Origin of the sequence: Bacteroides difficilis (assembly GCF_048319815.1) — a bacterium.
Lineage (GTDB): Bacteria > Bacteroidota > Bacteroidia > Bacteroidales > Bacteroidaceae > Bacteroides > Bacteroides zhangwenhongii.
Window position 1 is genome coordinate 4,258,469 of the sequence record NZ_CP182814.1, and the last position, 25,363, is coordinate 4,283,831.

The window sequence follows — 25,363 nt, forward strand, 5'->3', positions numbered from 1 at the left end:
TATAAAATCGAAATGAAAATTATTATTTTAGATGGTTTTGCAGCCAATCCCGGCGACTTGTCTTGGGAAGGGATAAAAGCCTTAGGAGAATGCGTGATTTACGACCGTACTGCTCCCGAAGAAGTATTAGAACGTGCAGCCGGAGCTGAAGTACTCCTGACTAATAAAGTAATCATTAATGCAGAGCACATGGCTGCACTGCCCGAATTGAAATATATCGGTGTATTAGCTACCGGATACAATGTAGTTGATACAGTTGCAGCTAAAGAACGGGGTATTGTTGTAACCAACATACCTTCATACAGCACAGCTTCCGTTGCCCAAATGGTATTTGCGCACATATTGAATATCAGCCAGCAAGTGCAACACCATTCGGAAGAAGTGCATAAAGGCCGTTGGACGAACAGCAAAGATTTCTGTTTCTGGGACACACCGCTGATAGAATTGAGAGATAAGAAAATAGGTCTGGTCGGATTGGGAAATACCGGATATACAACAGCACGTGTTGCCATAGGTTTTGGTATGCAAGTGTATGCGTTGACTTCAAAGTCTCATTTCCAATTACCACCTGAAATCAAGAAGATGGATTTAGACCAACTTTTCAGCGAATGTGATATTATCAGTTTACATTGCCCGCTTACTCCGGAGACACATGAGATGGTGAATGCCCGTCGTCTTGCCATGATGAAGCCAACAGCTATCTTAATCAATACCGGGCGCGGACCGCTAGTCAATGAACAAGATTTGGCAGATGCTCTGAACAGTGGTAAGATTTTTGCAGCAGGAGTAGACGTACTCTCAACCGAACCTCCCCATGCTGATAACCCGTTGCTGACAGCCAAGAACTGTTACATCACTCCACATATTGCATGGGCAACCCTAGAAGCCCGCGAAAGATTGATGAACATTGCAATCAGCAATCTACAAGCATACATCGCCGGAACACCGGAAAATGTAGTCAAATAGGTAAGAATCAAAAACTGTTTTTCTATCCAGTCCGACATTAAAACAAAAAGTCGGCTGCGCAATAATATTATTGCGCAGCCGACTCTCAATTCTCAACTTTCAACTCTCAACTTAATAAGAGTGTCCTCCCTCGTCCATCTCTTTTTCCGTTATCTTATGACGGTCGATACTACGCCAAGCGTAGAATATATAAGCTATCACAAACGGGACAAGTATAGAAACATAAGCCATCGTCTTTAATGTAAACTCACTAGAACAACTGTTAGCCAAAGTCAATGAGCTTTGCAGGTCCGTATAAGACGGATAATAAGCAGTATTATTATATCCTGCCACCAACAGCAAAGACAAAACAGTCAATACCGTCCCAATTCCTGTAAACCAGATACCCTTATCAAAAGTCTTTCTAAGCAACGTCTTGCCAATACCGAAGAGTACCAACACCACTCCTATCAGGAATAAGATCAAAACTACGGGCATTTCGATAAAGTTCATGAAATATTTAAAGGGTTGCATATACACCTCCTGTGTATCCGGATTCACGGCAAAGCCATCAGAAACCAATGTACGAATCACAAATGTCAAGAAGAATACAAGAAACAGAATCGTATTATTCCGCACCGCACGACGACATTTATCCGTCAGTTCTTTGTCCGCAATATTATTAATGAAGTAAAGCACACCCAGCACACGGGCAAGGAAGAATACTGCTAATCCAAGAATAACATTCCATATATTTGTCAGTGCATCCAATCCATGCCAGCCATTCCCCCAATGACTGATTACCGGCATAACAGTATCCGTCATATTAGCTTTATTGATATAGAAATCAGAACCTGTGAAGAAAGTCGCCACAGCTCCGCCAAGCAACAACGGCCCTACTACTCCATTAATCACCAGAAAAGTCTGATATGTCTTTTTGCCCAACAGATTTCCCGCTTTGCTCTGAAATTCATAACTGACAGCCTGCAATACAAAGCTGAAAAGAATAATCATCCAAAGCCAATAAGCTCCACCGAAACTTGTACTATAAAACAATGGAAAAGAAGCAAAGAAAGCCCCTCCGAACGTGACCAGTGTAGTAAATGTAAACTCCCACTTACGACCGGTAGAATTCACCATCATTTTCCGGTGTTCTTCCGTCTTACCGAGACAGAACAACAAAGAATTACCTCCTTGCACAAACAATAAAAACACGAGGATAGCTCCCAGCAAGGAAACGACAAGCCACCAATATTGTTGTAGAAATATATACATAGCCTTTACAATTAATGATTAGTATTCATATTATCTTCCGTATCCGGTCCTTTCTTGATAGCCTTCACCATAATTCCGGTACCGGCAATCAACATTACAGTAAACAGGAACAGGAAAATAAAGAAAGTAGTCTGTACGGAACCCACATCAAGTTTGGAGATAGCAGCCGTCGTAGGCAGCATATCACGAATTGCCCAAGGCTGACGGCCACACTCGGCAACCACCCATCCCGCTTGTCCGGCAATGTATCCCAAAGGAATAGTAAGCAAAGCGCCCCAATGCATCCAGCGCATCTTACTCAAATCTTTCTTATAGACAAAGAACAATACTACAATAAAGAACAAAATAAAATATCCTCCGAGAATTACCATGACACGGAACGCATAAAAATTCAAAGGAACATTCGGAACCAACTGATTCACATCTTTAATATACCCATATCCAAAATAGGGAATATTCTCCTGCAACACTTTATATGCCACTTGCGCATCCTCTTCATGACCTGCACTCTTTGCCGCACGATAGGCTGCCAATGCCCCAATAGCCGTTTTCCCGCGTTCTATCTTCTCGGCTGCCGAGAGAGCCGTCGTACCGTCTTTCATTTGATAACCGCCTTCAATAATGTTTGTGATTCCCGGAACGTAACCATCCGCATCACGTTCCGCCAGAAAAGAAAGCAGACTCGGTATCTCAAAACGGAAGAGGAAAGGTTCTTTCCCATCATCATAGGTTTCCTTTTCAGGGTTAAGCACTCCTATTCCTACCAGTCCTACATTCGTTCCACCCTCATACAGACCTTCCACAGCAGCCAGCTTCATCGGCTGTGTCTGTGCAATCTGATAACCGGAACCGTCTCCTGTCCAAGCGGCGAGTAACGATGCCACTAGTCCGAAGATAGCACCAATTTTTATGCTCGCAAGTGCAAACTCACGGTTGCGTTTCTTCAACAAATACCAGCAACTAATGCCGACCACGAACACACCGCCCAACACCCAACCGGACAATACGGTATGGAAGAACTTGTTGACAGCCACAGGTGATGTAGCCACAGCCCAGAAATCTACCATCTCGTTACGCACCGTATCGGGATTGAACTCCATCCCTACCGGATGTTGCATCCATGCATTGGCCACCAGAATCCACCAAGCAGAAATAGTTGCTCCCAATCCCGTCAGCCAGGTAGAAGCCAGATGGAAGCGTTTGCTCACTTTTCCCCAACCGAAAAACATCACAGCTATAAATGTGGCTTCCATGAAGAATGCCAAAATCCCTTCAATCGCCAACGGTGCTCCGAAAATGTCACCTACAAACCATGAATAATTACTCCAGTTTGTACCGAATTCAAATTCCAGAATCAAACCGGTCGCTACACCAATAGCGAAGTTGATACCGAAAAGCTTCATCCAGAACTGAGCAGTCTTTTTCCAGAATTCATTTCCTGTTTTATAATACAGCGTCTCCATGATTCCCATCACCACTGCCAGTCCAAGTGTAAGCGGAACAAAAATCCAATGATACATAGCTGTCATCGCAAATTGGGCTCTCGACCAATCGATCAGCGAGGTGTCAATACTTTCAATCATAATCTTATGTTGTTTAAGAGTTAAAAATCAATCGGTTTCTCCGGAAGGGCACGTTCTATCAGTTCATTGCCCACATATGCTCCTTTTTCAGCCTCCGTAGGGTGATCACTAAGGAAATTCGGGAAAAAGAATAATTTGAGGATAAAGAACATGACGAATAATTTCAAAAGGATAATAACCCACAATGTACGACCAAGTGTCATACTGCGGAAACCTTCCAAATAAAAGTTCCAAACGGCAAGCAGTGCATTCTTCATATATCGTCGTTAGAATTTGTAATAAGTACAAATATACAATATTTATAATAAAAACAAACAAATCCCCCGAATTGTTGCGAGATTTATTGTGTTTTTCCCGGCTAATCTCCCTATCGACAGAAAAAAATCATTTAACGGTAAAATTCAATGATCCGTCTATCACTTTTGCCGCTAATATAATATGTACGTACCTTCGTTACCAATAAATCAATAGAAGTATGAATATGATAAATGTAAGAAGATTGGTAGTGATGACATTTCTTGGTGCAGGTATGCTTTCCGACATATCTGCACAAGATTTTTCGTTGCAAGCCGATACGTTAAATGAAGCCAGACTCCCCGCTCAATGGGATTTGCAATCTTGCATCGACTATGCTTTGGAACAGAATATTACGATTCGCAAGAACCGTGTGACTGCGGAAAGCACACAGATTGACGTAAAGACTGCCAAAGCGGCTTTATTTCCCAGCCTTTCGTTCTCTACCAGCCAGCAAGTAGTGAATCGCCCCTATCAGGAGACGAGCAGCCGGGTGAGTGGCAGCGAAATCATCAGCAGCAACAGTAAAACAAGTTACAACGGCAACTATGGCCTGAATGCCTCGTGGACCATATACAACGGCAGTAAGCGACTCAAAACTCTCAAACAGGAACGGCTGAACAACCAGGTAGCCGAATTGGATGTAGCCACTTCGGAGAATACGATTAAAGAGTCGATTGCACAAATTTATATCCAGATTCTTTATGCCGCCGAATCCGTCAGGGTGAATGAAAACACACTGCAAGTCTCCATTGCCCAACGTGATCGCGGACAGGAACTTCTCAATGCCGGAAGTATTGCCAAAAGTGACTTTGCACAGTTAGAGGCTCAGGTAAGCACAGACCGTTATCAACTTGTCACAGCGCAAGCCACCTTACAAGATTACAAATTGCAACTGAAACAATTGCTCGAACTGGACGGAGAGAATGAAATGAACGTCTACCTCCCTAACCTGTCCGATGAAAACGTACTGGCTCCGTTACCTGCCAAAAAGGATGTCTATGTAAGCGCCCTTGCCATCCGTCCCGAAATCGAGGCAAGTAAGTTGAATGTAGAGGCTTCCGAACTAGGCATTGATATTGCCAAATCGAGTTACTTCCCCACTGTCAGCCTCAGCGCAGGCATCGGCACAAACCATACAAGTGGAAGCGATTTCACTTTCGGCGAACAAGTGAAAAACGGATGGAATAATTCTATCGGATTGTCTGTCAGTGTACCTATCTTTAATAACCGCCAGACGAAAAGTGCTGTACAAAAAGCTAGACTGCAACGCGAAACGAATATGCTTTCCTTACTTGACGAACAAAAAGCCCTCTATAAGACCATCGAAAGTCTTTGGTTGGACGCAAACAGCGCACAACAACGTTATGCGGCAGCCAACGAAAAGCTGAGAAGTACACAGATCAGCTATGACCTGATCAGCGAACAGTTCAATTTGGGTATGAAAAATACAGTGGAGCTCCTCACCGAAAAGAATAACCTGCTACAAGCTCAACAAGAGCAACTTCAGGCTAAATATATGGCCATACTGAACACACAGTTACTGAAATTCTATCAAGGAGACAAATTGACATTATAAATCAACAAACGTATATTAATTAAAAGCATCATAAACGAATGAAAACGAAAAAGATTATCCTAATCGCCGTGGCAGTCATTGTGGTAGTAGGTATAGGAATCTGGTTCTTCACCGGTTCACCCGCCAAGCATAAAGTCACGTATGCTACCATCGCTGTCAGCAAAGGCGATATTTCAAATTCGGTAACTGCTACCGGAACGATAGAGCCGGTGACGGAAGTCGAAGTCGGTACACAGGTATCGGGTATCATCGACAAGATTTATGTAGATTATAACTCGACAGTCACCAAAGGACAATTGATTGCCGAAATGGACCGCGTCACACTGCAAAGTGAATTGGCTTCACAACAAGCGACATACGACGGTGCGAAAGCCGAATATGAATATCAGAAGAAAAACTATGAACGTAGCAAAGGCTTGCACGAAAAATCACTCATCAGCGACACGGATTTCGAACAAGCCCTCTACAACTATCAGAAGGCTAAGAGCAGCTATGACAGCAGTAAGGCTTCTCTCGCAAAGGCAGAGCGTAACTTATCATACGCTACCATCACTTCACCTATCGACGGAGTTGTTATCAGCCGTGATGTGGAAGCCGGACAAACTGTCGCTTCCGGATTCGAGACTCCTACCCTGTTCACTATCGCCGCGGACTTGACGCAAATGCAGGTAGTGGCCGATGTGGATGAAGCCGATATAGGTGGCGTAGAAGAAGGACAGCGCGCCAGTTTTACGGTGGACGCATATCCTAATGATACCTTTGAGGGCGTTGTGACTCAGATTCGTTTGGGCGATGCAAGCAGTACCAGCAGTACAAGTACCAGCAGTAGCACGGTGGTTACTTATGAAGTGGTAATCTCCGCTCCCAATCCCGATTTGAAACTGAAACCACGTCTGACGGCCAATGTCACCATCTATATCCTTGACAAAAAAGACGTACTTTCCGTACCGAACAAAGCATTGCGTTTCGTACCCGAAAAACCCTTAATCGGCACTAACGACATCGTAAATGACTGTGAAGGTGAACATAAACTTTGGACACGCGAAGGAAATACATTCACTGCCCATCCGGTAGAGATAGGAATCAGTAACGGTATGTCGACGGAAATTATCAGTGGTATCTCCGAAGGCACTAAAATTGTGACGGAAGCTACTATCGGTGCCATGCCGGGCGAAAATATGGAAGCCGGACCCAACCAACAGAGCGGAGGAGAAAGAAGCCCGTTCATGCCTGGCCCTCCGGGAAGTAAGAAGAAAAACAACAAGTGACAAACACCATGAAGAAAGTAATTGAAATACAAAATATCAAGCGTAACTTTCAGGTAGGTGACGAAACCGTCCATGCGTTACGAGGTGTTTCGTTCACCATTCACGAAGGGGAATTTGTCACTATCATGGGTACTTCCGGTTCGGGAAAATCTACGTTACTGAATATTCTGGGTTGCCTGGATACTCCGACGAGCGGTGAATATCTGCTCAGCGACATACCCGTCCGCACTATGAGCAAGCCTCAACGTGCAGTCTTGAGGAACAGGAAAATCGGATTCGTGTTCCAAAACTATAACTTGTTGCCCAAAACAACGGCTGTAGAAAACGTAGAACTGCCACTTATGTACAACTCTTCCGTCAGTGCCGCCGAACGCCGTCGCCGTGCCATCGAATCCTTGCAGGCCGTAGGATTAGGTGACCGTCTGGAACACAAATCAAACCAGATGTCCGGTGGGCAAATGCAGCGGGTGGCCATTGCACGTGCATTGGTCAACAATCCGGCTGTGATTCTTGCCGATGAAGCAACCGGAAACCTCGACACCCGTACCTCATTTGAGATACTTGTCCTCTTTCAAAAGCTTCATGCGGAAGGACGCACCATCATCTTCGTAACGCATAATCCGGAGATTGCGCAATATAGCAGCCGGAATATCCGCCTGCGCGACGGTCATGTCATAGAGGATACCGCTAATCCGGAAATACTATCCGCCGCCGAGGCATTGGCTGCATTACCCAAAAATGACGAAGAAGGATAGACCGCGTTTAACGAAATAACTAATTACTAACAACATGAATGGAACCAATTTATTCAAGATAGCTCTCCGCGCATTGGCAAACAACAAGTTGCGTGCATTTCTCACCATGCTCGGTATTATCATCGGTGTCGCTTCCGTCATCACGATGCTTGCCATCGGACAAGGTTCGAAGAAAAGTATCCAGCAACAGATTTCCGAAATGGGATCGAACATGATTATGATTCATCCCGGAGCCGATATGCGTGGAGGTGTGCGCCAAGATCCGTCTGCCATGCAAACGTTAAAGCTCACCGACTACGAGGCTTTGCGTGACGAGACCAATTTCCTGTCAGCCATCAGTCCCAATGTCTCTTCATCGGGGCAGCTTATTGCCGGCAACAACAACTATCCTGCCTCCGTGAATGGGGTTGGAACGGAATATCTCGATATCCGCCAATTAACGGTGGAGAACGGTGAGATGTTCACGGAAGCCGACATACAAAGCTCGGCAAAAGTATGCGTGATAGGAAAGACAATAGTAGACAACCTTTTTCCCGACGGAAGCGATCCGGTTGGAAAAATTATCCGTTTTAGCAAGATCCCTTTCCGAGTGGTAGGTGTGCTCAAGTCAAAAGGATACAATTCTATGGGACAGGATCAGGATGCAGTAGTACTTGCTCCTTACACAACGGTGATGAAACGTCTGCTTGCCGTTACCTATCTGCAAGGTATCTTCGCCTCCGCCCTCACCGAAGATATGACAGAATACGCTACGGATGAAATCAGCACGATTCTCCGTCGCAATCATAAGTTGAAGAGCTCTGACGATGATGATTTCACTATTCGTACACAACAGGAATTGAGTACAATGCTCAACTCTACCACCGATTTAATGACCACCCTGCTTGCTTGTATTGCCGGCATCTCATTGGTTGTAGGCGGTATCGGAATTATGAATATCATGTATGTATCCGTCACGGAACGAACCCGTGAAATCGGTCTGCGAATGTCGGTCGGCGCACGAGGAATTGACATTCTGAGCCAATTCCTTATCGAAGCCATCATGATCAGTATCACAGGAGGAATCATCGGAGTGGTCATCGGCTGCGGAGCCAGTTGGATAGTCAAAAGTGTGGCGCATTGGCCTATCTATATCCAGCCGTGGAGCGTATTCCTCTCTTTTGCCGTCTGTACCGTCACCGGAGTCTTCTTTGGATGGTATCCTGCCAAAAAAGCAGCAGATTTAGACCCGATTGAAGCTATCAGATACGAATAAAGAGCTATCTTTGTCTTTATGAAACAAACCTTTACATCCGCACGTCGTCCCCTGGAGATACTGATACACATTATCAGCTGGGGGATTATGTTCGGTTTCCCGTTCTTTTTCGTAGAACGCGGAAACGGGAACATTAACTGGATGGCTTATATACGCCATTTTGCCGTACCGCTTTCTTTTATGATTGTGTTCTACGTCAATTACTTCTTTCTGGTCCCCCGATATCTTTTTCAGAATCAAGCCAAAAGATATATTGTCTACAACATTATCTTGTTGTGTATCATCGGGATACTGCTTCATCTCTGGCAAAGTCTGACATTCGATCCGTCATTTGAGAACAAGCCCAGACGTCCGGGTATGCCTCCGGGATGGTTGTTTTTCCTGCGAGATATGCTAAGCCTTGTTTTCACTATCGGATTGAGTGCCGCTATCCGTATGAGCGCACGATGGACGCAAAACGAGGCTGCCCGCAAGGAAGCGGAACGGAATCGCACGGAAGCCGAACTGAAAAATCTGCGTAATCAGTTGAACCCTCACTTTTTGTTGAATACTCTGAATAATATTTATGCTTTAATCGCATTCGATTCGGACAAGGCTCAACAAGCCGTGCAGGAACTGAGCAAATTGCTTCGATACGTATTATATGACAATCAGCAGACGTATGTCCCGCTCTGTAAAGAGGTTGATTTCATCCGTAACTATATCGAACTGATGCGTATCCGCCTGTCGGCTAATGTACAGATGAGTACTCAATTCGATATTCACCCAAACAGCCAGACACTGATCGCCCCGCTAATCTTTATTTCATTGATAGAAAATGCCTTCAAGCACGGTATCTCCCCTATCGAAGCTAGTTTCATCCACATTCATATTTCCGAGAACGACCAAGAAGTGATCTGCGAAATCCGCAATAGTAATTTCCCCAAGGAAGTGTGGGATAAAAGTGGTTCGGGCGTGGGGTTAGAACAAGTCAGCCGACGGCTGGAGATACTTTATCCGGGGGCTTACACTTGGTCGAAAGGCACTTCACGGGACGGGAAGTGTTACGAATCAAAATTGAGCATTAAGATCAAAGAGTAGAGAGAAAACGTTAAGTATAGAATTTTATATTAATAGAATAGTAGTATGGTATTACGTTGTGCAATCGTAGATGATGAGCCTTTGGCTCTCGGCCTTTTGGAAAGTTATGCAAACAAGACTCCGTTTCTACAACTCGTAGGAAAATACTCCAGCGCTGTTCAGGCAATGAAAGAATTGCCTGGCGAGGAAGTTGACCTCTTGTTTCTGGATATCCAAATGCCCGAACTTAACGGACTGGAATTCTCAAAAATGGTGGATTCCCGTACCCGTATCGTATTCACTACCGCCTTTGGACAGTATGCCATCGATGGCTATCGTGTCAACGCACTTGACTATCTATTAAAGCCGATTTCATACGTTGATTTTCTACAGGCAGCCAACAAAGCGCTTCAATGGTTCGAACTGGTTCAGAAACCGGAGGAGATAGACAGTATTTTTGTAAAAAGTGACTACAAATTGGTACAAGTGGAATTAAAGAAAATCATGTATATCGAAGGATTAAAAGATTACATTAAAATCTATACGGAAGACGCTCCCAAGCCAATACTGTCCCTTATGAGTATGAAAGCGATGGAAGAACTTTTGCCTTCCAGTCGTTTTATACGTGTGCATCGCTCTTTCATCGTTCAAAAGGACAAGATACGTGTAATAGATCGTGGACGCATTGTTTTTGACAAAACATACATCCCCATCAGCGACAGTTACAAACAGGTTTTTCAAGCATTCCTTGATGAAAGAAGTTGATGATTCCCTATTTTATCGGTAAAAACGAGATTTTTGTCGATTATAGTTTGCCAAAACCTGTTTTATCCCTACCTTTGCAACGAACAGAAAGGGATTGTGAAATTCCGAGAATAGAATAGTTTAGTTAAGTCTAGTTTAGTTTTTGTGTTAAATAGCTCCCTCGTCAGCGGACGAACTAGGGAGCTATTTTTATAATTGATATGCAGCAATTTACAAATCCTAATCGAACCTTTTCTTTCTTAATTAGTATTGATCATTAAGAGTTAAAACGTCACTTTTGACGCTATTTACATTGCCGTAACCGTGCCGCGGCAATATATACTAATTAAATAGAATTTAAACATGGCTAATCTATTTATCACAATCGTACCAACTAAAGTTTTGGCAAACGGCCAACATAAAATAAGAATTGCTGTATCTCACAACTGGGATACACGTTACATCCCGACCAGTATAGTTATAGACTCACTCAATGAGTTCAAAAATGGCAAAATTGTAAAACGTTCAGATAAAGAACTACTAAATGCAAAACTTAAAAGAATCTATGATACTTATTACGAACGCTGTGAAAGTATAGAATACGCAGATTCACTTACCTGTACACAGTTAGTCAAAATAATAACCAGTCCAATTAACGGTGAACAACACCGCAAATTTGAGGATATAGTTGAAGAATTCCTCTCACAGATAGATGAGGATGATAGAGAAAAAACGCATAAGCTATACAAGTTGGCCGCTAAACATTTTATTCGGTTTACCGGTCCAGGTGCACTAATGGAGCACATAACACCAATCCGAATTAATAACTATCTAACGCATTTAAGAAAGAGCAAGCTCTCACCTACCTCAATCAAAATCTATATTACACTATTGAAAGTAATAATAAACTATGCAATTAAGATGAGATACGTAGAATATAAGGTAGATCCATTTGTCACAGCTTCCATTCCTTCAGCAAAGAAAAGAGACACGTATATCACAGTTGAACAGCTAAAGATTATCAGAGATATGGTGCCTAACCAATATAACGTATCAGTAGTACGCGACATCTTCATGCTTACTTATTATCTGGCCGGAATGAACTTAGTTGATATGCTGGCTTATGACTTCCGGACAAATATTGTAGATTACATCAGAATCAAGACAAGGAACACCAAAGATGGTGACCGGTTGACTTCGTTTGCGATTCCTGATGAAGCAAAACCTCTCATCAAGAAATATATGAATAAGAATACTGGAAAGCTCGTATTTGGGAAGTATAAAACCTATGTATCTTGTTATAATACACTCACCCGGAAAATGAAAGTTCTGAAAACAGTAGCAGGCGTTACTCACAATTTAACATTATATTCAGCTCGCAAATCATTCGTTCAACATGGATACGATCTTGGAATACCTCTTAGCACCCTCGAATACTGTATCGGTCAGTCAATGAAAGAAGATCGTCCAATCTTCAATTATGTATCAATCATGAAAAAGCATGCTGATAAAGCGATACGCGAGATACTTGATAATCTGAAATAAAATAGTAACTTTGCAACATCAAGATAATACGGACATAATTCGGATTATTTTGGTTTGACTTGGTGAGGGGGTGGTTTCCCTCACTTTTTTTATACCTATACCGAACTTTATCCCACATCCAATAGTAATATCTATGTAACCTTCCCTAAGAGTTAGTTGATGTATGTGTGCAATTCTTCCAATAACAAAGAGGAGAATCATATGAGTTTATCCCCCCGTCTCGTGGACATGTTCGGCTTCCAAAGCTTCGGCTTGAGTCTTATGTATCGTACTATGAGGGTGTTCAACAGGGGCATAAATCGAGTACAGTTTGATTGGGGTATTGCCCGTATTAACAAGGTTATGCCACTTTCCCGCAGGGACAAATACTGCATAATCTGCCTTGACTTCCTTTACAAAATCAAGTTTATCTTGTGTGTCTCCCATTAAAACCCGTCCTTCCCCCTGTTCAATACGAAGAAATTGGTCAATATCGGGATGTTGTTCCAATCCTATATCGCCACCGACGGGAATAGTCATCAAGGTTACTTGCAAATTAGTGCCCGTCCACAGGGTTGTACGGAAGTTATCATTACCTATAGTATAAGCTTCGATATCCACCACAGTCGGAGCATTACCATAGTCTTTCAGTGTAACGCTGGTTTCGTCTTCAGATTTACTCTCAGCGATCGTATCCCCGGTACTTTTTTGTACACAAGAGATTGATACTATAAGAGTAGCCATTAGCAGTCCCATCCGGAGAAATTTTTTATATATGTCCATATGTAATAATATAAGTTTGCTTTATAGAATCTATATAGTTCTCAACGAGTTATGCTGTATCTGCCGCATTGTCAATCTCGTTATTAGCGACAGGGGGGATTCTTCCCCCCTCTTCAATATACACGTGTATCGACTTATTTTTTCTTATATCCACATTTAGGACATACACCTTCTTCGTTCAGTGAAATGCCGCATAGTGGACAACGGTCAATATTGTTCTTTGTTTCGAACTCGGCCGAACCTGCATTTACACCACTAGTAAAGGTTATCTTGGCAATGTTCAGTTTCTCTTTCAATAGGTCGTACACGATTTTAATCATGCCTTCCACAGTCATAGTCTCCTTAGTTACAACCAAGCGGCAGTCTGGATACGCAGTAGCAAGCGGGGTTTTGAATGCTTCTCCCTTCATTTTGTTTTGCGGGTGTCCATTCTTAATACCCTGCTTTTCATACACATCAAGAATTGCCGGCAACAACGGATCATCTTCCCGAAGAACAAGAGCATGGTCGAAATTTTTCAATACATCCCAAGCTACTTTTTGAATCTCATTACATGGGTAAACCATATTTACCCCTTCGTTCACTGTGTCTTCCACTTCAATAGTGAGCACACCAGTATGACCGTGAAGATATTGAGCTTCACCTTTGAAACCGTAGAATCTGTGTGCATACTGCAAATCGAATGTTGTGATACTTCTCATTTCAAATCATTTTTTAGTTAAACATTTATTGAGTATTATCTGTACTTGTATCTTGTCTATGTCAGCTGACACAAGGTTTTTACTTTCCAAATACTGCTGTATTAGCCGTGTTAGCTCAGGGTCTTCGTAATCCATAATCTGCTGTCCGTTGAACAAGTGATGATGGCTATGAACGGTGATATCATAATAGCATTTGCCTGTTTCAGGATGGCACACCAAAGATAGTATACCGGCTTTGCAGAAAGAATCAAGAATACGGTAAACCGTAGAAAGCGTAATCTCTTTATCTTGCGATTGTACACAAGAAATGATCGATTCAATTGGGGCATGCCGCAACTCGAGCATCGCTTCATATACGACTCTACGTTGAGGGGTTAGTTTTAGCCCGGCTTCTCTTATTTTATCTATTCCTTCCATTTCTTAGTTTTATTTTGAGACAAAACTATTGCAAAAAATTCGCATTTACAAATATTTTGCAATAAAAAGAAGGTAAAAGTTTATCTATTAAAATTATTTAAGTAAATCGGTGACTTGTTACAAAATTTGCACAGCCAATCACTTATTAATAAAAAAGCCGAAACGCGATGAGGGCTTATGCCCCGGTCGTGCGTCTCGGCGTAAATACACCAAGGTTTCATAGGTTTAGAACAATCAAACTTATCTTGGTTCTGAAGTATCTTATACACTGTATCACCCGCTAAATCTTCAGCGTCCTGTACAGAGGAGCAAAATCTTCTCGCAACACGGAATATCCAAGGATATATCTCTAATAAAGCCTGCTCAAAGCTCATGGATTTTAAAAGGGAATTACTTATTGCACAAAATATTCATAATTTCCATAACTTTGCAACAATAAAATCTCACATAAATGGAATTTAACGTAAAGGAATTAAAAAGTGCACTTATTGAGAAGTGTAAAAGTGAAGGTATCTTGTATGCAATGGTAGCAGTAGACAGGCGAACCAAAGAGATCATTCTTCCTGATACTTTGCAAGGAGCCTTGAAGCACCCGGAGTACTTTGTATGTACTTGTAAAAAAGTAGAAGATAAATACATCGTGGAGGAGATTACAAAAGTGTAACTCTCCTCCGAACTCTTTATTATTTACGGTCGCCAATGTATAGCGCAGCTCCTTCATCCATAAACAGTTCCACATTCTGCGCATGATGAGCTACATAGGCTGCGGGCCCTACATCTCCCGACTTACAGATTTCTTCTACCACATCAGCTTTACCCTTTCCGGTTATCAGGAAAATAACGTGACGTGCATTCAATATCGGATAACCGGTCATTGCAATGCGCTTCTGCCCGTTACGGGGATTAATACTGACTACATAAACAGAAGCGGAAGTCAACAGCTCTTCTTGTCCGGGGAAAATGGAGGAAGTATGACCATCGTCTCCTGCACCCAACAGTATAATATCAAACTCCGGCCATCCCTGCTTGGACGGTACTTGTTGCTTGACCAATTCCGAATAACGGGCCGCTTCTTTCACCGGTTTGACTTCACCACGAATACGAAAAACATTCTCATAAGGAATGGGAGCCATTCCTAAAAGTAGATTACGCATCATTCCGTAATTGCTGTCCGAATCATCGGGGGGAACACAACGTTCGTCTACCCAATAAATGCACATACGATTCCAAGGGGTAATTTCCATATATTCGTTCGCCCACAAATCGAACATTAGAGCAGGAGTACTGCCGCCGCTAACTGCGATATTGAATATTCTGTCCGGTTCATTATTCATGATTTCCACCAGACGGAGTATCAGTCCACGTGAAGTTTCAATGGACGAGGGAAAAACAGTTACTTTCATAATTCACAATATTGGTCTGTATTCGTCAAATTCTTACAAGGATTGGTCCAGTCAGCCCCGTGCTCATGCATCATCGCTTCACTTTCCAAAGGTCCCCACGTACCGACCGGATAACCGTAAAGCGGTGCGTCGGGATTCTCTTTCCAATAGCGAAGTACCGGATCGAAGAATGTCCATGAAGCCTCCACGGCGTCACTCCGGGTGAATAAAGTCGGATCGCCCTGAATGCAATCGTCTATCAGACGTGCGTAAGCGTCACCACTCGGCACTCCACCCAACTGGGCATAACTGAAATCCATTGTCACCTGACGGACTTCGAAACCCGCACCAGGCACTTTCATGCCTATCTTGAGCACAATTCCTTCATTCGGTTGCAAACGAAGAATCAATTTATTCGCACGTGGACAATTGCCACCTGAACAACGGAACATCTGATGAGGTGTCTCGCGGAAATGAACCACGATTTCCGTCACTTTAGTCGGCATTTGCTTGCCGGTACGGATATAAAACGGGACGCCGCTCCAACGCCAGTTACTGATACCCAGCTTCATGGCAATGTATGTTTCCGTACGCGAGTCGGGAGCTACCCCTTTCTCTTCACGATATCCTTTTTTAGTACCGGAGGAGGTATATTGCCCGCGCACAATATGCTCATTCAAATCTTCTTCATTCAACGGTGTCAGAGACTCATATACTTTCACCACCTCATTACGGAAGTTATCCGCATTGAAGATAGCAGGAGGTTCCATAGCAGTAAGAGCTACAAGCTGAATCAGATGATTCTGCACCATATCCCGCAAAGCTCCCGCCGTTTCGTAGAATCCGCCACGTTGCTCGATTCCCAGATTCTCTACAGCGGTAATTTCTACGTAGTCGATATAATTCCTGTTCCAGAGAGGCTCGAAAATACCATTGGCAAAACGGAAAGCCAACACATTTTGCGCTGTCTCTTTACCGAGAAAATGGTCAATACGGTAAATCTGATGTTCTTCGAAAACAGAAGCATAAATTTTATTCAATTCACGTGCCGATTCGAGGTCGTAACCGAAAGGTTTTTCAACGATGATACGCGAATGGGGAGTATTCAGTCCTGCAGCTTTCAGATGCAAGGGAACAACACCGTAAAGTGAAGGCGGAGTGGCAAGGTAGAACAGCAGATTATCCGGATCCACCTCATTGGTCAACTCCACCAGACGTTGGCGGAGCATGGCATATCCTTCTTCCTTTGCCGGATCCATGGGCAAGTAATACAGATGCGGGATGAAAGCCTCCATCAGTGCCGCATCCTGTTCTTCGGATTTCACGAAAGTCCGAAGTTCACCTGATATATACGAGCGATAATCCTCATCAGAATAAATCGTACGTCCGATACCCAGTATATGAAAATCACCTGTCAACCGTTTTTCACGGAAGAGCGAGTAAAGGGCAGGCATCAACTTACGTTTGGTAAGGTCGCCTGAGGCGCCAAAAATTATCATTGCGAATTTATCCATTGTCGCTTTTTATTTCTTAATTCATAAAATAGTCTTATTACTCCGAAAGATGTCCTACTCACACATTATATGTGCCCGATTTCGTGTCACCGCCATATCCTGTCCAGTTTTCGTGGAAGAACTGTCCGCGCAGCTCGTCTTTACGCTCAAAGGTGTGCGCACCGAAATAATCGCGCTGTGCCTGCACCATATTAGCGGGCAGATCGGCAGAAGTAAGCGAATAGAAGTAATTCAAGGCAGAAGAGAAAGCGGGAACAGGAAGTTCTTCTTTCATGGCTTCGGCTACAAGGCTCTTCCATCCGGAGAGTGACGCCTTCATTTCTTCCCTGAAATAAGGAGCCATCAACAAGTGTTTGGGCTTGTCGGTGGCTTCGAAGGCAGCGGCAATATCGTTCAGGAAAATACTGCGGATGATGCATCCGCCACGCCACATACGGGCGATGGAAGCCAGATCGAGCTGCCAGCCGAATCTATCGGAAGCACGTTGCAGCACGGCAAATCCTTGAGCGTATGAGACGAGTTTAGAAGCATAAAGGGCAGAGTAGATATCCTTCACGAGCTCCACCTTATTATATATAGGTTGTGTATGTTGACGCGGAAATTGGTGGGAAGCTTGATGGCGTAATTCCTTTTGTGCGGAAAGACTGCGCTCAAACACCGCAGTAGCAATCAGTCCCAACGGCATTCCGAGTTCCATAGCGTTGATAACCGACCATTTGCCGGTTCCTTTCTGTCCGGCCGCATCCAAAATCTTATCAATAAGATAACCTCCGGTCTTGTCTTTATGACGCAAGATGTTGGCGGTAATCTCGATGAGGTAACTGCGGAGTTTGCCCTCATTCCAACGGGAAAAGACATCTGCCATCTCTTCATTATTCAAGTCGAGCAGGTTTTTCATCACCCAATATGCTTCGGCAATCAACTGCATATCACCATATTCGATACCGTTATGGATCATCTTTACAAAGTGCCCGGATCCCGCCGGCCCTACCCACTGACAACAAGGAGTGCCGTCAGACGCTTTCGCCGCAATGCTTTGAAGAATAGGCTTCACTTCCGCCCATGCCTTTTCCGAGCCGCCGGGCATAATAGACGCTCCGTTCAAAGCTCCCTCTTCACCACCGGACACACCGCTGCCGACGAAAAGAAAACCTTTCGACTCGGCCAGTTTGACACGACGGTTGGTATCTTCGTAATTGGAGTTACCTCCATCGATAAGAATATCTCCGGGTGAAAGCAGAGGAAAAAGCTGTTCCATCAATTCGTCTACCGGACTCCCAGCACGAACCATCATCATTATTTTACGGGGAGTAGCGATTGAATCTACAAAGTCCTTTATATCTGTGAATCCTTCAATGTTTTTGCCCTTCGCACGTCCGTTTATGAAACGATCCACCACTCCTTCTTCAACTCCCGGAACGGTACGGTTATAAACCGATACATTCCATCCTTTACTCTCCATGTTCAAAGCAAGATTCTCGCCCATTACAGCCAAGCCTATAAGTCCGATATCTGTTTTATTCTGATTTGCCATAACTTGTATATTTTGTAATATTGTTTACCATAGTAACAATTGAAACAGACATTTGTTCGCTATATTTAGATTAAAATATTATTTTTGCAGCTAACTATATAGAAACAAGGATGAAGAAAATCAAAATCGGTTTATTAGCCCGCATTATTATCGCTATTATTCTAGGTATCGCCATCGGTACTTTTTTCCCGGCTCCTCTTGTCCGGATATTTGTAACATTCAACGGCATTTTCAGTGAATTTCTTAATTTCTCCATTCCGTTGATTATCGTCGGATTGGTCACTGTGGCTATTGCCGACATCGGTAAAGGCGCAGGAAAGATGTTGCTCGTCACCGCTCTTATCGCTTATTTCGCCACCCTGTTCTCGGGGTTCCTCTCCTACTTCACCGGAGTCACGGTATTCCCGTCATTGATTGAACCGGGCGTGCCGCTTGAGGAAGTGAGCGAGGCAAAAGGCATTCTTCCTTATTTCTCCGTTTCCATTCCTCCATTGATGAATGTAATGACAGCTTTGGTTCTCGCTTTCACATTAGGATTGGGATTGGCTTCGCTGAACAGCGATGCTCTGAAAAACGTAGCACGGGATTTTCAGGCAATCATCGTCCGCATGATCAGTGCGGTAATTCTCCCCTTGCTTCCGCTTTATATCTTCGGTATCTTCTTGAATATGACTCATTCGGGACAGGTGTACTCCATTCTGATGGTATTTATCAAGATTATCGGAGTCATTTTCATTTTACATATCTTCCTGCTGGTCTTTCAGTATTCTATCGCAGCGCTGTTTGTACACAAAAATCCGTTCAAACTATTGGGGAAGATGATGCCTGCCTATTTCACGGCATTGGGCACACAATCATCGGCTGCCACTATTCCCGTGACACTGGAACAGACGAAAAAGAATGGTGTTTCGGCGGATATAGCCGGTTTTGTGATTCCGTTGTGCGCCACAATCCATCTGTCGGGAAGTACACTGAAAATCGTAGCCTGTGCTCTGGCACTGATGATGATGCAGGGAATGCCGTTCGACTTCCCACTCTTTGCCGGTTTTATCTTCATGCTGGGAATCACGATGGTAGCCGCACCGGGAGTTCCGGGCGGAGCCATCATGGCGTCTTTGGGAATCTTGCAATCCATGTTGGGTTTCGATGAATCGGCACAGGCATTGATGATTGCTCTTTACATCGCTATGGATAGTTTCGGGACGGCCTGCAATGTGACCGGTGACGGGGCTATCGCACTGATTATCGACAAAATGATGGGAAAAACTGTGCTGAATAACCATGCTGAAAAATAAATAGAATGTGGCTTGCATGGGTCACAAAAAATACCGACATTTGCACCCATATTTTTGATTTATTAAATAATAGCGTATGAAAAAAGCCCTAATATCAGGCATTACCGGGCAGGATGGTTCTTATCTTGCCGAGTTTCTATTGCAAAAAGGTTATGAAGTGCACGGTATTCTCCGTCGTTCTTCTTCGTTCAATACCGGACGTATTGAACATTTGTATTTTGACGAGTGGGTACGCGACATGAAACAGAAACGTACGATCAATCTGCATTATGGGGATATGACAGATTCTAGTTCGTTAATCCGAATCATTCAACAGGTGCAACCGGATGAAATCTACAATCTCGCTGCTCAAAGCCACGTGAAAGTTTCATTCGATGTTCCGGAATACACAGCCGAGGCGGATGCTGTCGGTACGTTGCGTATGCTCGAAGCTGTACGCATTCTGGGATTGGAAAAGAAAACCCGCATCTATCAGGCTTCCACTTCCGAATTGTTCGGTAAGGTGCAGGAAGTTCCACAGAAAGAGACAACTCCGTTCTATCCCCGTTCTCCGTATGGGGTAGCCAAACAATATGGTTTCTGGATTACCAAGAATTATCGTGAAAGCTACGGTATGTTTGCCGTAAACGGTATTCTGTTCAACCACGAGAGCGAACGTCGCGGTGAGACTTTCGTTACCCGTAAAATTTCTCTGGCTGCCGCACGTATCGCGCAAGGCGAACAAGACAAACTGTATCTGGGTAATCTGGATGCACGCCGCGACTGGGGATATGCCAAAGATTACGTGGAATGCATGTGGCTGATTCTGCAGCATGACGTTCCGGAAGACTTCGTGATTGCTACCGGCGAGATGCACACCGTGCGCGAATTTGCGACATTGGCATTCAAAGAAGCCGGTATCGAACTTCGTTGGGAAGGTGAAGGCGTGAACGAGAAAGGTATTGACGTGGCTACCGGAAAGGCTTTGGTAGAAGTAGATCCTAAATATTTCCGTCCGTCGGAAGTTGAACAACTACTTGGTGACCCCACAAAAGCTAAGACTTTGCTGAACTGGAATCCGCGCAAGACTTCATTTGAAGAACTGGTAAGTATCATGGTACGCCACGATATGGAGAAAGTAAAACGAATGATTGCTACCAAACATTAAATGAATTTCATTTCACCACAGAGGACACGGAGGGCACAGAGGAAAATATAAAATCCTCCGTGTCCTCTGCGTCCTCTGTGGTGAACAAATAAAAGATAGAATGGAAAAGAATGCAAAGATATATGTAGCAGGACATCACGGTCTTGTGGGATCTGCTATCTGGAAAAATTTGCAGGATAAAGGATATACCAATCTGGTAGGCCGCACCCACAAGGAACTCGATCTATTGGATGGCGTAGCTGTCCGTAAATTCTTCGATGAAGAACAGCCGGAATATGTTTTCCTTGCCGCTGCTTTCGTAGGCGGTATCATGGCAAACAGTATCTACCGTGCCGACTTTATCTACAAGAATCTGCAGATTCAACAGAATGTAATCGGTGAGAGCTTCCGCCATAATGTGAAGAAACTGCTGTTCTTAGGCAGCACGTGCATTTATCCGCGTGATGCGGAACAGCCGATGAAAGAGGATGTATTGCTCACTTCTCCGCTGGAATATACCAACGAGCCGTATGCAATCGCCAAAATTGCCGGATTGAAGATGTGCGAAAGTTTCAACCTGCAATATGGAACGAACTACATCGCTGTGATGCCGACAAATCTCTACGGTCCGAATGATAATTTCGACTTGGAACGTAGTCATGTACTGCCTGCCATGATTCGGAAAATCCATCTGGCACACTGTCTGAAAGAAAGAAACTGGGAAGCTGTACGCAAGGATATGAACCTGCGTCCGGTAGAAGGTGTCAGCGGCGACAGTCCGAAAGAAGAAATCCTGGCTATTCTGCAAAAATACGGAATCAGCGAAACGGAAGTCACTCTTTGGGGTACAGGTACTCCGCTTCGCGAGTTTCTTTGGAGCGAAGAAATGGCAGATGCCAGCGTCTTCGTAATGGAGCGCGTAGACTTCAAAGATACCTATAAAGAAGGTAGCAAAGATATCCGCAACTGCCACATCAATATCGGCACCGGCAAGGAAATCACCATCCGCCAGCTGGCCGAGCGTATTGTAGAGACTGTAGGGTATCAAGGAAAACTGACCTTCGACAGCAGCAAACCGGACGGCACTATGCGCAAGCTGACCGATCCTTCGAAACTGCACTCTTTGGGGTGGCACCACAAAATTGAAATCGAGGAAGGCGTACAAAGAATGTACGAATGGTACTTGAAATAGGGAATTCCAAGAATCCGTCAATATGCTATAAGCAGAATTATTTTTGATTATAGCATATTTTTTTTTGATTATAGCATAATAAAATTAGCTATAACCATAATCTTTTCTCCTACCAGCCTGTCGCAATCTCACTACATCACCCCTCCCCCATTTTCAAAAATTCTTCCCTCTTAATTCTTCATTCTTAATTTAATTGCTATATTTGCACAATTTAATATCAAATGTGCAAAAACAATGGAACAAAGTTTTATAGCTTACATTGAGAATAGTATCAAGAATAATTGGGACCTGGATGCCCTGACCGATTATAAGGGCGCCACCTTACAGTATAAAGACGTAGCTCGCAAAATAGAGAAACTCCATATCATCTTCGAGGAAAGCGGAATCCGCAAGGGGGACAAGATTGCCGTTTGCGGAAGAAACAGTTCGCATTGGGGTGTGACGTTCCTCGCCACATTGACATACGGAGCGGTTATCGTCCCTATTCTTCATGAATTTAAGGCGGACAACGTCCACAATATCGTCAACCATTCCGAAGCGAAATTACTGCTTGTAGGCGATATGGTATGGGAAAACCTGAACGAGTCGGCAATGCCTCTATTGGAAGGTATTCTGATGATGAATGACTTCACTTTGCTGGTTTCACGCAGCGAACGTCTGACATACGCCCGCGAACATCTGAACGAGATGTTCGGTAAGAAATTCCCTAAAAACTTCCGTAAAGAACACGTCGCTTATCATAAGGACGAGCCGGAGGAGCTGGCTGTCATCAATTACACTTCGGGAACAACGAGCTACTCAAAAGGGGTTATGCTCCCCTACCGCAGTTTGTGGTCAAATACGAAGTTCGCCTACGAAGTACTCGACTTGAAGGCCGGAGACAAGATTGTGTCTATGCTTCCGATGGCGCATATGTATGGTCTGGCATTCGAATTCCTTTATGAATTTTCCGTCGGTTGCCACATCTACTTCCTGACCCGTATGCCTAGTCCGAAGATAATCTTCCAGGCTTTCGAAGAGGTAAAACCGAATCTGATTGTCGCTGTTCCGCTTATCATCGAAAAGATTATCAAGAAGAGTGTACTTCCGAAACTGGAAACTCCGGCAATGAAGATTTTGCTGAAAGTGCCCATCATCAACGATAAAATTAAAGCTACGGTACGCGAAGAGATGATTAAGGCGTTCGGAGGAGAATTTAAGGCGGTAATCGTAGGAGGTGCCGCTTTCAATCAAGAGGTTGAACAGTTCCTGAAAATGATCGATTTCCCTTATACCGTAGGATATGGAATGACGGAATGCGGCCCGATCATCTGTTACGAAGACTGGAGGAAGTTCAAACCGGGTTCTTGCGGAAAAGCCGTACCCCGTATGGATGTACTGGTCCTTTCCTCCGACCCGGAAAATATCGTTGGCGAAATCGTTTGTAAAGGTCCTAACGTAATGCTGGGATACTACAAGAATGAGGAAGCTACCAGAGAAGTGATCGACAAAGACGGTTGGCTGCATACCGGTGATCTGGCTTTGATGGATGCCGAAGGGAATGTTACCATCAAAGGACGTAGCAAGAACCTTCTGTTGAGCGCCAGTGGACAGAATATCTATCCGGAAGAGATAGAAGATAAGTTAAACAATCTGCCGTATGTATCCGAAAGCATTATCGTTCAGCAGAATGAGAAACTTGTCGGTCTGGTTTATCCGGATTTCGACGACGCTTTCGCACACGGTCTGAAGAATGAAGACATCGAGCGGGTGATGGAAGAAAACCGGGTGGCATTGAATGCCATGTTACCGGCGTACAGCCAGATTTCAAAGATGAAGATATACCCGGAAGAGTTTGAAAAGACACCGAAGAAGAGTATCAAACGATACTTGTATCAGGAGGCTAAAGGATGAAAATGAAGAAAACAATACTCACGGCAGCTATACTGATGGCTGCCGTTTGTCTGCCTGCACAGAACAAAAGTGCCGGTATTAATCTTTCTATCTGGAAAGATATTTGTACGCAACCGTATGACAGTACACAAACGACTTATGTGAATATCGGTCTTTTGTCTACTATGAATCGTCTGAATGGTGTAGGCATCAATGCGCTGGGAAGTGTTGTTCATGGGGATATGAACGGCGTACAGATTACAGGACTGGCTAACCTGGCCGGTGGAACAATGCGAGGCGTGCAGATAGCAGGTATAAGCAATATCAGCGGTAACAATACGATCGGACTCTCTGCAGCCGGACTGGTAAATATTACCGGAGACGGGACACGGGGGGTGGTTATATCCGGACTGACCGGTATCGGTGGAGATAACACCGCAGGAGTCATGATGAGCGGTTTTATGAATGTTACCGGGAATATGGCTTCAGGCTTACAGTTTTCCGGTGCGGCGAATATCACCGGACAGAGTTTTAACGGTATGATTACTTCCGGTCTTCTGAATGTGGTAGGTGAAAATATGAATGGCCTGCAGATAGCAGGGATCGCCAATATAACCGGGACACAGCTACGTGGAGTTCAAATGGCATTATGCAACTATGCCACACAAGTTCGCGGACTTCAGATCGGTCTGGTCAATTACTATAGGGAAGACTTGAAAGGTTTCCAACTGGGGCTGGTTAATGCCAATCCCGACACCAAAGTACAGATGATGGCATACGGGGGAAATGTAACTCCTGCCAATATCGGGGTACGTTTCAAGAATCAGTTGTTTTATACGATTCTTGGGGTCGGATCTATGTATCAGGGATTAAATGATAAGTTTTCGGCGAGCGCTTCCTATCGTGCAGGATTATCTTTTCCTATCTATAAAGGATTATCCATTAGCGGCGACTTAGGTTATCAGCATATCGAAGCTTTCGACAATAAGGATGAAGTGATTCCCGGACGTCTATATGCGCTACAAGCACGTGCCAATCTGGAATATCAGCTAACCAAGAAATTCGGTATCTTCGCAACGGGCGGTTATGGCCTAACCAGATTCTATAATAAATCCGGTAATTACGATAAAGGAGCCATTATAGAGGCAGGCATTGTCCTTTTCTAATATAAATCCTGCATATATAGCATTTATTCTCTTGCTTTACTAAAAACATTTCGTCCCATAATTGTTTCCCTTTCGTTCCATATCTGTGGAACAAAAGGGA

23 protein-coding genes and 1 pseudogene are annotated in these 25,363 nt (G+C 43.9%); 14 read left to right on the top strand and 10 right to left on the bottom strand.

All coding sequences use genetic code 11. The features are described from left to right. The first annotated feature begins 12 nt into the window (after positions 1 to 12). Positions 13 to 966 carry a D-2-hydroxyacid dehydrogenase gene (locus ACNOGP_RS16790; RefSeq protein ID WP_186967718.1) on the top strand — a complete coding sequence of 318 codons (954 nt, stop codon included), beginning with the start codon at positions 13 to 15 and terminating at the stop codon, positions 964 to 966. A gap of 111 nt (positions 967 to 1,077) precedes the next feature. Here ACNOGP_RS16790 and cydB read toward each other — a convergent pair whose 3' ends face one another. From cydB to ACNOGP_RS16805, 3 genes are read right to left on the bottom strand one after another with little or no spacing between them, the layout of a single operon-like run. Further along, positions 1,078 to 2,220, bottom strand: a complete 1,143-nt coding sequence (gene cydB, locus ACNOGP_RS16795) for a cytochrome d ubiquinol oxidase subunit II (RefSeq protein ID WP_418213264.1) — start codon at positions 2,218 to 2,220, stop codon at positions 1,078 to 1,080. An 11-nt stretch (positions 2,221 to 2,231) separates the two neighbouring features. Next, on the bottom strand, positions 2,232 to 3,803 hold the full coding sequence (locus ACNOGP_RS16800; RefSeq protein ID WP_272720875.1) for a cytochrome ubiquinol oxidase subunit I: 1,572 nt from the start codon (positions 3,801 to 3,803) through the stop codon (positions 2,232 to 2,234). A 20-nt stretch (positions 3,804 to 3,823) separates the two neighbouring features. Further along, the gene (locus ACNOGP_RS16805; RefSeq protein ID WP_007753982.1) at positions 3,824 to 4,060 is read right to left on the bottom strand and encodes a DUF4492 domain-containing protein; all 237 of its coding nucleotides are present in this window, start codon (positions 4,058 to 4,060) and stop codon (positions 3,824 to 3,826) included. Between the two features lie 218 nt (positions 4,061 to 4,278). On the opposite strand from ACNOGP_RS16805, the gene ACNOGP_RS16810 reads away from it, so the two are divergent. The 7 genes from ACNOGP_RS16810 (at position 4,279) to ACNOGP_RS16840 (ending at position 12,302) form a co-directional block, all read left to right on the top strand. Next, positions 4,279 to 5,676 carry a TolC family protein gene (locus ACNOGP_RS16810; RefSeq protein WP_418213265.1) on the top strand — a complete coding sequence of 466 codons (1,398 nt, stop codon included), beginning with the start codon at positions 4,279 to 4,281 and terminating at the stop codon, positions 5,674 to 5,676. 38 nt (positions 5,677 to 5,714) lie between these two features. Further along, entirely contained in the window at positions 5,715 to 6,944 is a 1,230-nt protein-coding gene (locus tag ACNOGP_RS16815; protein ID WP_418213266.1) for an efflux RND transporter periplasmic adaptor subunit, read from the top strand. An 8-nt stretch (positions 6,945 to 6,952) separates the two neighbouring features. Beyond that, the gene (locus ACNOGP_RS16820; RefSeq protein ID WP_007753972.1) at positions 6,953 to 7,699 is read left to right on the top strand and encodes an ABC transporter ATP-binding protein; all 747 of its coding nucleotides are present in this window, start codon (positions 6,953 to 6,955) and stop codon (positions 7,697 to 7,699) included. A gap of 34 nt (positions 7,700 to 7,733) precedes the next feature. Next, positions 7,734 to 8,954: an ABC transporter permease gene (locus ACNOGP_RS16825; protein ID WP_418213267.1), complete on the top strand. Its 1,221-nt coding sequence runs from the start codon at positions 7,734 to 7,736 to the stop codon at positions 8,952 to 8,954. A gap of 18 nt (positions 8,955 to 8,972) precedes the next feature. Continuing rightward, on the top strand, positions 8,973 to 10,034 hold the full coding sequence (locus ACNOGP_RS16830) for a sensor histidine kinase (RefSeq protein WP_418213268.1): 1,062 nt from the start codon (positions 8,973 to 8,975) through the stop codon (positions 10,032 to 10,034). 45 nt (positions 10,035 to 10,079) lie between these two features. Next, positions 10,080 to 10,778, top strand: a complete 699-nt coding sequence (locus ACNOGP_RS16835; protein WP_143864583.1) for a LytR/AlgR family response regulator transcription factor — start codon at positions 10,080 to 10,082, stop codon at positions 10,776 to 10,778. Positions 10,779 to 11,120: 342 nt separating this feature from the next. Continuing rightward, positions 11,121 to 12,302, top strand: coding sequence for a tyrosine-type recombinase/integrase (locus ACNOGP_RS16840; protein WP_055255974.1), 1,182 nt, complete (start codon positions 11,121 to 11,123; stop codon positions 12,300 to 12,302). Between the two features lie 207 nt (positions 12,303 to 12,509). Here ACNOGP_RS16840 and ACNOGP_RS16845 read toward each other — a convergent pair whose 3' ends face one another. From ACNOGP_RS16845 to ACNOGP_RS16860, 4 genes and pseudogenes are all read right to left on the bottom strand, one after another. After that, on the bottom strand, positions 12,510 to 13,037 hold the full coding sequence (locus ACNOGP_RS16845; RefSeq protein ID WP_418213269.1) for a cupin domain-containing protein: 528 nt from the start codon (positions 13,035 to 13,037) through the stop codon (positions 12,510 to 12,512). A 161-nt stretch (positions 13,038 to 13,198) separates the two neighbouring features. Then, complete coding sequence (locus ACNOGP_RS16850; RefSeq protein ID WP_195533552.1) at positions 13,199 to 13,765, bottom strand: 6-pyruvoyl trahydropterin synthase family protein; 567 nt, start codon at positions 13,763 to 13,765, stop codon at positions 13,199 to 13,201. A 6-nt stretch (positions 13,766 to 13,771) separates the two neighbouring features. After that, positions 13,772 to 14,182 carry a Fur family transcriptional regulator gene (locus tag ACNOGP_RS16855; protein WP_195533553.1) on the bottom strand — a complete coding sequence of 137 codons (411 nt, stop codon included), beginning with the start codon at positions 14,180 to 14,182 and terminating at the stop codon, positions 13,772 to 13,774. A 203-nt stretch (positions 14,183 to 14,385) separates the two neighbouring features. Further along, positions 14,386 to 14,556 (bottom strand): annotated as a pseudogene (locus ACNOGP_RS16860) (RNA polymerase sigma factor); the annotation flags it as partial. 77 nt (positions 14,557 to 14,633) lie between these two features. On the opposite strand from ACNOGP_RS16860, the gene ACNOGP_RS16865 reads away from it, so the two are divergent. Continuing rightward, positions 14,634 to 14,846, top strand: coding sequence for a hypothetical protein (locus ACNOGP_RS16865; protein WP_418213270.1), 213 nt, complete (start codon positions 14,634 to 14,636; stop codon positions 14,844 to 14,846). A 19-nt stretch (positions 14,847 to 14,865) separates the two neighbouring features. Here the strand turns inward: ACNOGP_RS16865 and pgl are convergent, their stop codons facing one another. The 3 genes from pgl to gnd are packed head-to-tail and all read right to left on the bottom strand — an operon-like array spanning position 14,866 to position 18,612. Continuing rightward, positions 14,866 to 15,585 (bottom strand): 6-phosphogluconolactonase, encoded by a 720-nt coding sequence (pgl, locus tag ACNOGP_RS16870; RefSeq protein ID WP_195477437.1) that lies wholly within the window; start codon positions 15,583 to 15,585, stop codon positions 14,866 to 14,868. Then, positions 15,582 to 17,078, bottom strand: coding sequence for a glucose-6-phosphate dehydrogenase (gene zwf / locus ACNOGP_RS16875; RefSeq protein WP_418213271.1), 1,497 nt, complete (start codon positions 17,076 to 17,078; stop codon positions 15,582 to 15,584). Before zwf ends, pgl begins: the two co-directional genes overlap by 4 nt. Positions 17,079 to 17,136: 58 nt before the next feature. Then, positions 17,137 to 18,612, bottom strand: a complete 1,476-nt coding sequence (gene gnd / locus ACNOGP_RS16880; RefSeq protein ID WP_418213272.1) for a decarboxylating NADP(+)-dependent phosphogluconate dehydrogenase — start codon at positions 18,610 to 18,612, stop codon at positions 17,137 to 17,139. Positions 18,613 to 18,722: 110 nt separating this feature from the next. On the opposite strand from gnd, the gene ACNOGP_RS16885 reads away from it, so the two are divergent. The 5 genes from ACNOGP_RS16885 (at position 18,723) to ACNOGP_RS16905 (ending at position 25,263) form a co-directional block, all read left to right on the top strand. Continuing rightward, positions 18,723 to 19,907: a dicarboxylate/amino acid:cation symporter gene (locus tag ACNOGP_RS16885; RefSeq protein ID WP_055279714.1), complete on the top strand. Its 1,185-nt coding sequence runs from the start codon at positions 18,723 to 18,725 to the stop codon at positions 19,905 to 19,907. 76 nt (positions 19,908 to 19,983) lie between these two features. After that, positions 19,984 to 21,054: a GDP-mannose 4,6-dehydratase gene (gene gmd / locus ACNOGP_RS16890; RefSeq protein ID WP_007753935.1), complete on the top strand. Its 1,071-nt coding sequence runs from the start codon at positions 19,984 to 19,986 to the stop codon at positions 21,052 to 21,054. A 100-nt stretch (positions 21,055 to 21,154) separates the two neighbouring features. After that, positions 21,155 to 22,225 (top strand): GDP-L-fucose synthase family protein, encoded by a 1,071-nt coding sequence (locus ACNOGP_RS16895; protein ID WP_418213273.1) that lies wholly within the window; start codon positions 21,155 to 21,157, stop codon positions 22,223 to 22,225. Positions 22,226 to 22,459: 234 nt separating this feature from the next. Beyond that, positions 22,460 to 24,118 carry an AMP-binding protein gene (locus ACNOGP_RS16900; RefSeq protein ID WP_418213274.1) on the top strand — a complete coding sequence of 553 codons (1,659 nt, stop codon included), beginning with the start codon at positions 22,460 to 22,462 and terminating at the stop codon, positions 24,116 to 24,118. Next, positions 24,115 to 25,263, top strand: a complete 1,149-nt coding sequence (locus ACNOGP_RS16905) for an LA_2272 family surface repeat-containing protein (RefSeq protein ID WP_418213275.1) — start codon at positions 24,115 to 24,117, stop codon at positions 25,261 to 25,263. Before ACNOGP_RS16900 ends, ACNOGP_RS16905 begins: the two co-directional genes overlap by 4 nt. Positions 25,264 to 25,363 lie beyond the last annotated feature (100 nt).